11 protein-coding genes are annotated in these 9,414 nt (G+C 45.5%); 2 read left to right on the top strand and 9 right to left on the bottom strand.

Going from position 1 to position 9,414, the window contains the following annotated elements; translation table 11 throughout:
- Positions 1-134: 134 nt before the first annotated feature.
- From ACM0OZ_RS46565 to ACM0OZ_RS46540, 6 genes are all read right to left on the bottom strand, one after another.
- Entirely contained in the window at positions 135-686 is a 552-nt protein-coding gene (locus tag ACM0OZ_RS46565) for an alpha-ketoglutarate-dependent dioxygenase AlkB family protein (RefSeq protein WP_414589767.1), read from the bottom strand.
- Positions 687-1,230: 544 nt separating this feature from the next.
- Positions 1,231-2,076: a hypothetical protein gene (locus ACM0OZ_RS46560; protein WP_414589766.1), complete on the bottom strand. Its 846-nt coding sequence runs from the start codon at positions 2,074-2,076 to the stop codon at positions 1,231-1,233.
- Between the two features lie 112 nt (positions 2,077-2,188).
- Positions 2,189-2,443: a hypothetical protein gene (locus ACM0OZ_RS46555; protein ID WP_414589765.1), complete on the bottom strand. Its 255-nt coding sequence runs from the start codon at positions 2,441-2,443 to the stop codon at positions 2,189-2,191.
- A 67-nt stretch (positions 2,444-2,510) separates the two neighbouring features.
- The gene (locus tag ACM0OZ_RS46550) at positions 2,511-3,311 is read right to left on the bottom strand and encodes a DNA cytosine methyltransferase (protein ID WP_414589764.1); all 801 of its coding nucleotides are present in this window, start codon (positions 3,309-3,311) and stop codon (positions 2,511-2,513) included.
- A 551-nt stretch (positions 3,312-3,862) separates the two neighbouring features.
- Positions 3,863-4,459: a hypothetical protein gene (locus tag ACM0OZ_RS46545; RefSeq protein ID WP_414589763.1), complete on the bottom strand. Its 597-nt coding sequence runs from the start codon at positions 4,457-4,459 to the stop codon at positions 3,863-3,865.
- Positions 4,460-4,472: 13 nt separating this feature from the next.
- The gene (locus ACM0OZ_RS46540) at positions 4,473-5,597 is read right to left on the bottom strand and encodes a helix-turn-helix domain-containing protein (RefSeq protein WP_414589762.1); all 1,125 of its coding nucleotides are present in this window, start codon (positions 5,595-5,597) and stop codon (positions 4,473-4,475) included.
- 235 nt (positions 5,598-5,832) lie between these two features.
- On the opposite strand from ACM0OZ_RS46540, the gene ACM0OZ_RS46535 reads away from it, so the two are divergent.
- Both ACM0OZ_RS46535 and ACM0OZ_RS46530 read left to right on the top strand, forming a co-directional pair.
- Positions 5,833-6,201, top strand: a complete 369-nt coding sequence (locus tag ACM0OZ_RS46535) for a hypothetical protein (protein ID WP_414589761.1) — start codon at positions 5,833-5,835, stop codon at positions 6,199-6,201.
- A 31-nt stretch (positions 6,202-6,232) separates the two neighbouring features.
- A complete protein-coding gene (locus ACM0OZ_RS46530; protein WP_414589760.1) occupies positions 6,233-6,499 on the top strand; it encodes a hypothetical protein in 267 nt (88 codons plus the stop codon).
- Positions 6,500-6,619: 120 nt separating this feature from the next.
- Here the strand turns inward: ACM0OZ_RS46530 and ACM0OZ_RS46525 are convergent, their stop codons facing one another.
- The 3 genes from ACM0OZ_RS46525 to ACM0OZ_RS46515 form a co-directional block, all read right to left on the bottom strand.
- On the bottom strand, positions 6,620-6,763 hold the full coding sequence (locus ACM0OZ_RS46525) for a hypothetical protein (protein ID WP_414589759.1): 144 nt from the start codon (positions 6,761-6,763) through the stop codon (positions 6,620-6,622).
- A gap of 685 nt (positions 6,764-7,448) precedes the next feature.
- The gene (locus ACM0OZ_RS46520; protein WP_414589758.1) at positions 7,449-8,075 is read right to left on the bottom strand and encodes a hypothetical protein; all 627 of its coding nucleotides are present in this window, start codon (positions 8,073-8,075) and stop codon (positions 7,449-7,451) included.
- A gap of 115 nt (positions 8,076-8,190) precedes the next feature.
- Positions 8,191-9,219: a hypothetical protein gene (locus ACM0OZ_RS46515; RefSeq protein ID WP_414589757.1), complete on the bottom strand. Its 1,029-nt coding sequence runs from the start codon at positions 9,217-9,219 to the stop codon at positions 8,191-8,193.
- Positions 9,220-9,414: the final 195 nt, after the last annotated feature.

The raw sequence follows: 9,414 nt of genomic DNA, 5'->3' as shown, positions 1-9,414 counted from the left end.
TTCGTACACATCAATCGCCGTAAAGGTTTGCAGTTTCGCACCGCGAACTAGTCTAGACGTCTGGAACGTTCCAATATTGCTGTTATTGCCTCAAAAATGGTCTAAAAGTTAAGTTGATTCTAGGTTTGGTCAAGCTAGGATTTTTTGGTAACTGGTGCAGGTAGCGTTCCCTGGCAACCAGGATGCATCAGAAGCAGTGAGCCATTCTCTAGCCAGTAATCATAAATTTTGCTCCCTTTGGCTTTCTGTCTTATCTGAAACTTCCGCATTGCTCCTAAACTTATGCTTGCTATAGGAGCATTAGCGCCCATAGATGGTTCATTATCTGAATGCCAGCCAATATAATCTGCACCGTTTTGATAGTAGTTACCAATGACCACTTGGAAGCTATACCCGGTCAAAGCTTCTACTTTATCCTTAAGTAAAGTGAGTTCATGCGTCCAAGGGTGCGCGATTAATTCCACGCTGCCGGAATAAGTATATTTTATACCAGGCTCACCGCACATCGTTTCTAGTCGCGGCAAGTCAAGCCATTTACCCATCATTTTAATTTGATTCTGTGACCATTTAAGCTGCTTCATATGCTTGAATAAGGCGTACGCCTCCTCGTTAGTCAAAAAATCAGGAAAATAATCCACAGGAGGCAAGCTGGATAAATCTTGAAATAGGCTAAGCTGCTGTACCATTTTTCCTCTAAGAATCCTTGAAAGTTGCTCGCTTTTATCTGTTCACCGATACGGGAATCCCCGCATCGGGTTTGGAAACGCGAATAAGCGTTTCTATGCTGACAAAAATCGTAATTCTTCCGGCTTCACCGCTTTAAATTCATAGATACCGGGGGTCAACGAAGAGGCAGAGGGGCTTTCTAGCGGTTCGCTAGTGGGAGAAAACCCCATACATGAATGTAGGGGCTTGGGGGGGATAGGGAGAAAAGGGGCGGTTCCACGAATAAATTCGGGGGCTTGTGACCAGATTGCAGGGATACAGGGGACAACAATTTTTCTCAATTCTTCTTTTCCCCCTTGCCCCCTACCCCCTGCACCCCTGCTTGATTCGGTCACGTCCCATTACTCGTGGGTAGCTTGCAACCACTCCGCCCTTAAGCTTTTTAGTCTCCAAATACTTGGCTTCTCACTAGCGAAGACACTGTTGGCGAATTCGGAAACGTTCCATCTATGTCCAAAAACAACGCTGGTTTTTTGTTCACTTCATTTCTCCTAATTGTGATACCTATGAAAGGACATCAAGAACGGATGGGTACCAGCGCAGTTGTTGGATAGTTTTCTTGCTGCTTGCACCCTGTTGAAAAATTACTTGAGCATATTCTTTACCCATTTCTGTGGGTAAGTATGCAGGCTGTCCGTCTTTTTTTGCTGCTTTATTTGGATTTTCTATTTGTAATCCGGAGTCAATTAGTATTTTATTGAGAGCGATTGGCAATGCGATTGCCCCTTGGGCAATCGCATTGCCTAAATCGGTGTTGTTCTTTGATAGTTCCTTGCCAGTGCGCTCAATATACATCTTGGCAAGCGTGGTTACTGTGACAGCCTCATCTTCAGCTTGAACGACGAGCATTGGTGCAGCAGCTTTCAAGTAAGGCTTGTACTGTGGATGAGCTTCAGCGACTTGTTCAGCAATAAATCTGGCAATCAGCCTGTCGTCCATGTCTTTGACGACGCCGAATATAGCGCTGAAAACCTCTACCATTTCTTGGGGGGATGGAGGAATAAGGGCGTTGTTAGCCTTTGATACCACATCCTCATACCTCTTGCCAAATCTGCGGCACATCTCTCGTGCTGCGGCTTCTCGATAGGCATGACCAACGGAACCAGGAAGCAAACCAATGATATAAAAGATGCCTTCAGTATCTGCAACTGGGGTTAGGCGTTGACCCGCTCCGGGAAATTGGAAGTTGTCATATTTTGTGAGAACCTCTGGATAGTCGTCACACAATCGCTTCCAAGTCTCGTGAGGATTCTTTTTGCCTCCAATTACGCGAATCGTATCAAAAACGCTGAACCGATTATCTTCAGTTGTACGTATAGTTCCATACTTAGCAAGCGTTAAAACGTTCATAATTTGTCCTTGAATAAATTGACTTTATGCACTGCGATAAATTTGTTAGCGATTGCAAGGGAAAGCACTGCCCCGAATCGCAATCGCCCTCCCCTTTCCCTTCCTCTTTCAATCACTGAACTTTTCGCTTACTCCTACGGATAAAATCAATGATTTCTTGCAGAGATACATCTGACTTTTGCATGGATTGAATCATTGGGATTGTTCCCACGGGGACACAGCCAAAGCTTCTATTTCTCCACTGACCATCAATTTTTTCCTCCCAGTTAAAGCCCCATCGCCAGTGTTTAGGGTTGTCTGGGTCACGCTCTCCGGTCACTCTGGGGTAGCTGGCGATCGCTCCAGACTTGAGTTTTTTATTCTCCAAGTACTTATATAAACACCCTCTCCGCCTATCTTTTTTCGTTTCCTCTGAGAAAATCTCGGGTATTAATTCAGGCTCGGATGGAGGCAATTGAATGTAGGTATTGGACTCTTCTAAGGGCGATCGCTCCCACTCGTGGATCAAGCGCATTCCCGAGTGCTTGCCTTCTTCTTCTAATAGTTCCGTCGCCGGACGGCACTCCAGCGGGTCGGTCCAACCCTGCGGAATTCCGAAAGATTCCTCCAGAAAGACTGGGTTGATTACTTGCCCACGGCTCAAAATTCCCTGCTTGATTAAGCTGCTCTCTAATTTGGTCGTTCCAGGCGCTCGTCCCGTTGAAGACAACGCGGTGGGACTTTCCCACCATGAGAAGCCTTTCCCTAAGAAAGGGCGCTCCAAAGGCTCCACTGGAAACAACTCGCCACTCGACATCATACCCGCAGCGGGAAAACGAAGAGAGGAGAAATCCAAAATAGGATTCTTTTGCTCCTGGTCGCAGGGGGCAGTTAAGCAGTCCTCGAACATTTTCAATTGCAAAATAGGCAGGTTGCCACTGTTCGATGATTCTGACGACTGCGGGAAAGCAGTCTCGCGGGTCATCGGCTCCAAGCCGCTTCCCTTGAATGCTGAATGATGGGCAGGGTGGGGAAGCGGTGACACAGCAGGGTGCAATGCACCGTCCACTTGGGAACTCACGGACGTCTCCATAGTTGGGGATTCCTGGGAATCTTTTGCTGAGGATGTTTGAGCAATAATCGTCGATTTCTGCAAGCCCGATGAGCTTAAATCCACCGACTTTGATTCCAGCAAGCGGGAAACCTGCGCCGACCCCACTGCACAGATCGAATTGTGTAAGCTGCTTTTCTCCCATTTCTCCCACGCTTCCTCATATTCTGCAATTGATTTAAAATCATCCGGCTCTGGTGGTTCACCTGTACCAGTTTCCTCTAAGAAGATGGTTAGTTGTCTGCCATCGGCTTTAAATGATGGGTTAGAGTCAAAGTGTTCTGGGTTCCATCGGTCATCATCTTTAGGGCGTTCGCTGAGCGTCTCCCCTGGAGAATCGCTCTGGTGGTTCTGCCCATCTTCAATTTGATAACCATATGCCCTAATTTGCTTTGCTGTATATTCAGCAGAAAAGCCGTTATCCCATTCGATTGTGTACCTGCTTCGGGAAACTTTCTTTATAGTCCCTCCGTTTGGCTTGGAAATGCGTGAGCCTTCCTTCCATTTCTCAGCCTCATCCGAAATCCCAGGAAAAGCGCTGCCATCTTCCCAGGCAGGGTCATAGATTGGTTGCTTACCCTTTGTTTTAGATGAACCTTGCCCCATCTCAAAATCGTAAGCTGTACCAGTGGTGTACTGGTTGGTGTCGAATAATTCCATATTTTTGAATTGCTGAAAAGCTAAAAGGCTAAAAAGCTAAAAATCTATTTCGCGAATATCGGTAACCCGCCCATCTACGCGCACTAATTCACAGCCGTTTTCTGGGTCAGACGCCCAATTAATTGCGCGTTGCCGTAACTCGTCTAAGCCAGAGTTGAGATATTTCCTCATGTCTTCTAGCAGTGATTGACGGGCAATGCTGGGGTCTATCACCTCGCCAATCGAAACCAATCCTTTGTTCCTGAATCTTTTCTTATTGCGCTTTTCAGCCGCCAAGCGCATACATTGGATCATCACCAATCTTTGCTCTTGAGTCATTTCGTCAGCGACCATCTCACTAGACCGCAAGGCAAGATAGTTTGCTGGCTGCTGCGCCATGTAGTTTTCTCCTGGAGGTCTTTCTGGGTCGTATCCCGCATACTCAAGCAGTTGAGTAGCTGAAGGAAAGTAGCCGAATTGGCGCGAGTTCTTCTTAATGCAGGTTGCGATCGCCGCTTCTAACTCTTCATCGTTTAATTTTTCAACTGCTTGGTAGTAGACTGATTCGACAATTCCGCCATCAAGAACAACCGTACTACCATAAAAAGATTGCAAAGCACTCATGCACTTTTCAAAAGCTGCATCACTTGGCATATATTTACCTCCCCTATGCCGTGAATCTAATTCTGTGGTTCTTCCGTCTCGCCCTGGCTTCCTCGCGCTCTTTATCCTCAAAAGCCTGCTTTACTTGCTGCACCTCTGGGAGAAAAGTAACCGCAGATTCCCAATAGTTCTGCAAATCATTCCAAGATGCGATCGCGTTGTCATTCAGTTTTTTTAAATTCTTTTCGAGCGCTTTTAATCGGGCAACGATTGCCGTTTTATTCTTCTGCCCATTAGGTAAGGAGTACCAGTCCCGATTTGCCTCATAGACCGCATCTACCATTTCGGTGCGGAAAGTCACGCCGTCGGCTTCCTTCCACGGGAAACTCTGAGGCATAGCACTCAGCTTTTCTATCTCTCGCAGTTTCGCGAATCGTGCCGTAGTGTCTCGCGGCGGGGTAGATGGTTCCTCACTCAAAGTAATCGGATTTATTGAGTGGGTGCCGTCTTCGCTTTGAACGAAGCTAGCATCTGTGGGTTGGTTCTCCTCACTAGCTACTGTGGATTGGCTTTCACCTTCGATGATTTCAACTTCGAGGACTTCGTTTAAGTCGAGGACTTCAGTGGTGCGGGGTGGCGCTTCTTCTTCTTCTGAAATTGTCTTTTTTAAATCTGTATTAGTCTTATTAGTCTTATCGCGCGCGCGATCTATATTATGCACAGTGCCAGATTTGTCATCGACAGTGCCAGATTTGTCATCAACAATGCCAGATTTGTCATCAACAATGCCAGATTTGTCATCAACAGTGCCAGATTTGTCATCGACAGTGCCAGATTTGTCATCGACGAGTTGAACCCCATGACCTGTAAGATTACGCCCTTTCCATCGCTCAATTCTGAATTCCCAGAGAGAAGCTTGCTCCAATTCTGCAATAGCTCTAAATATTGACCGACGACTTACCCCAAAGCGCGCTGCCAACTCTGAATGAGATGGCATATACTCAAAATGGTCACTAAATTGGTATAACGAGGTTAAGTAAATCCAAAGCCGATAGGCAGTTGTAGATAAGTTTGCATTTATGACGTGAACCGCTGTTCTAGCCGTCAATTTGTAAAAAGCTGATGACTCTACAGCTTCTTGTTCTACAATTGCAAGGTCTTTTCCCAGTGATGCGATCGCTCTTTTCATAGCTCTACCCCCATCAAAGGCAGAGTATTGAGCGCAAAAAAGCAAGAATAATACAGACTTGAAGACTTTTCTGTCATAATCCGAGTAATGAATGTTAAAAGAGAAATGCCTCAGCTATCGATTGCTGGGGTTTTTGTTTTCGTGATACGATTGTCACATTAATCAAAATATCACAGATTCCTCTTAGAATTTTGATTAATGTTTTAACATTATCACACCAGTCATCATTATACTCATGATCAAAATCAATAAAGCTCTACAAAAAACCATGCAAGACTGTGGGATAAAAGGGGTCTGGTTATCCGAGCAGTCGGGGATAGCCGAAGCTACCATCTCAAAATTCATACAGGACAAATCCGACGTACGAGCATCAACGGTTGAAAGAATCATTGACGGATTACCCCCAGAGGCTCGTGAATATTTCTTTAACTTGCTCTACCCGCGTACAAATAACATGAAAACTTTACTCCAAGATGCCACCCAAGAAGAAAAAATAGAAGCTTTACGCATTGTTGCTGCATCTATGGAAGACATGAATAATAAGCCGACAGAGAGAAATGCCAAAAAAACCTTGACACTTACCAGGGAATCGGTGCCAGTATAGAATCTGAATTTCCCCCAGCCGAAGAAAATAAATGAATGAGACAGAGTACCAATCACTGGTCACGACGTGCCGTAGCTTAACCAATGACCAGAAGGTGTATCTTATTAGGGCTTTACTTGGCGATCGCAGTATTGAAGTAAATCTGCCAAGTCAAGAAGAGAGGGTGTTGTCTATCTCTACCGATTCGGTGACAAAGCTTTTAGATACTATTGCTGATTCTCTAGCGAGTAGGGGAGGAGGGCGATTGAGGTTTGAGCTTTACAGAGAAATTGAAAGTTTGAATTATGTCAAAAATTGACGAGGTACATACTAGGCGATTGTTCTGTGAGGAAGTCCGATCGCCTATTTTTTTTTACGCCACCAAGTAAACGGATTCGTTACCCGCACGCGGACGCGGCACAAACTCACACGCTCAGGTCTACCCGTAAGGAGTGCCGCTCGGCTCGTTGATATCAGCTTCGCGCTCGAAGACTCGCGCCAAGCAAGTCAGGTAATGTGGATGTTTTTGGCATCGGCGGGAAGAAAACCAGGTGAAAAACACGTTGAAATGGGCGTTCTTCACGAGTCGTCCAAGTTAATTAGTACTAAGTTTGCCATCTCGTTCGGTGGGCGCGGTCGTTCGTCTGCGGCTGTCACACGCCACATTAGGCGCTTACTCATCAAATCGATGCTTATTTATGTGTGGCGGTGCCTGCCTCCGAACTTCACGCCGCGACTCATCCGGGTAAAAGTTTTTCAAGATTCTTCTAAGAGGAAAGACACCACTAGCCGCCGTCGCAAGTAGCAGCCAACAAGAAGTGCAGCGCTACGCGCTGCACTTCTTCATTAAAACAAGCTTAATTGTATTGCGTTCTGGCTAACGGCTAAGTGTTTCGTCCGGTGAATTCCGGTTTCATACACGAGCGCACGAGCCTTTTTTTGATTCAATTTCAAATCTGCTCGTTTTCTTTGTCCGGGTAGTGGCTCAAAGAAATACTGGGTTCTGACGCTGTCATTCGTGTACAAGGCGTAATGCTAGAGAAAGTGTCACCTTGTGCCATATCCCGCTTGAAAGTTCCAAATCATTTTTTGAGCCGGAACTTTACTCTTTTTGGCACTCCTTTTAGTGCTTGAAATCCTAAAATTCAAGACTAAAATTATGAAAATGTTCCGACACTGTTAAAACTCGGAACTGTGTAAAGTTTTATATACTTTGACGGATAACGGCTAAAAGGTAGCCATATCAATGCTTTAAGGTACTTGGCACTTCATGACAGCTTCTCTAGCCTTAGCCCAATTGATTTAAAATCATCCGGCTCTGGTGGTTCACCTGTACCAGTTTCCTCTAAGAAGATGGTTAGCTGTCTGCCATCGGCTTTAAATGATGGGTTGCTGTCGAAGTGGTCAGGATTCCAGCGATCGCCTATCTCCTCAGAACTGCTCACTTCAGTAGAACTGTCCCGATAAAAAGTGTCCGTTTTAGCGGAACTGTCTTGATAAAAAGTGTCCACCTCAATAGAACTGTCCTGACAAGAAGTGTCTACCCCGCCAGTACTGTCGGTTTTTATCCTCTGATATCCATAAGCCTTAATCGTTTCTGATGTGTAATCAGCAGTGTGTCCGTTATCCCAAAGAATTCTGTACTTCTTGCGGAAGGCTTTTTGAATAACTCCACCTCTACCACCAGGGTTAACAAAGCGATTGCCTTCGGCAGTGCCCCCTGGGCAATCGCCTTCCTTCCATTTCTCAGCCTCATCCTCAATTCCAGGAAAAGCGCTGCCATCTTCCCAGGCAGGGTCATAGATAGGCTGCTTGCCTTGCTTTTTCTCAGAGGAATTCAATTCAAAATCATAAGCTGTGCCAGTGGTGTACTGATTGGTATCAAATAGTTCCATAATTGGTTTTAGGATTTTGATAAGGTTTTTGGTTAGGAATTAGGGGTCAGGGTAACTTCTGATCTCTAATTCCTACTCCCTGGCTAAAAAGCTAAAAAGCCAAAAAGCTAAAAATTTAAAAATCTATTTCTTCGATATCGACAATCCAGCCAGAGCGTGAGCGTACCAACTTGCACCCGTTCTCAGGGTTGCATGCCCAATCGATTGCACGTTGCCTGTAGATATCGCTGCCACAGTTGAGGTATTTCCTCATGTCCTCCAGAATCACAGAGAATGGTATCTCTGCTGGTGGGTTGATGACTTTACTTATGGAAGCGAGGTTTTTATCCCCTTCCCCTTGGTTCTCCAAAGGTCGCTTGCGTTTTTCTTCGTGCCGCCGTCGCAAGTTTTCAATTAGCTTCTTGGCTACTTTTTTCTGGTCATCCACTGAATCCATGGCTTCTTCAGCTTCCTTTTTGGCAGAAGAATTCGTGGATTGAGTAGCTTGATTCAATTGGGGAGAGTAGATTTTCTGCCAAAATGCTCTATCATCAGCAGAAAATTCCTTTAGCTGATAGGAACCGGGATTGATTTGCCCGAATTCATCACTAGGGGCTTCGATTGCTTTGAGGATGTGTGGTGCAATTTCTTCTAATACTTCTTTGGGCTCACGCTCCTCAGTCACCCGCAATTCTTCCGGCAGTTCCTTCGCTGCTGAGAAATGCTTAATGATTTCCTGCTCATCCACTGTGGTATCAATCTCTGCCTGCTTGCGAATTTGGATGTTGCTGGCTTTATGCAAAGTGAGGTTTTGATACCACTCCCACTCAATGGGGAGATTGGTTGGCTCATTGCGAAAATGCTTTAGTACATTCGCTCTCTTCGCGTGAATGTCTCCCCCGTGTTCCTTCAGCCATCTTTGGGCGATCGCCCAAAGGAAAGCTGCATCAAGCTTGCCCTCGTTTGTTCTCCATGGTCCGTCCGGTAGCCAGTCCCACTCAATTTCTTTAGGGGAAGGTTTACGGTTGAAAAACGGGTCGCGGGGCGCGGCTAATGATCCTTTAGAAGAATTGATAATTGCTTGGGTGGTTGCTTCATCTACTGGTTTCTCAGAGGAATCGTGGGCTGGCTCCTCTTGAAGTTGATTTTGTAAATCATTTTTCACTCCCTCGCTCTTGTCTGAGAGAGTCTGATCTAAGTCTGAATAAGTCTTCGCGCGCGCGCGATCTATATATATGTCGCTGTGAGATTTTTCTAACAAGGTGTTAGATTTTTCTAACACCCTGTTAGATTTTTCTAACACCCTGTTAGATTTAGTTGACCTGCAACCGACAAGGTTTTTAACCTGCCACTTGATTAT

It is taken from the genome of Scytonema sp. PCC 10023, assembly GCF_963920835.1.
GTDB lineage: Bacteria > Cyanobacteriota > Cyanobacteriia > Cyanobacteriales > Nostocaceae > Kalymmatonema.
This window is presented reverse-complemented; position numbering and strand designations above follow the sequence as displayed.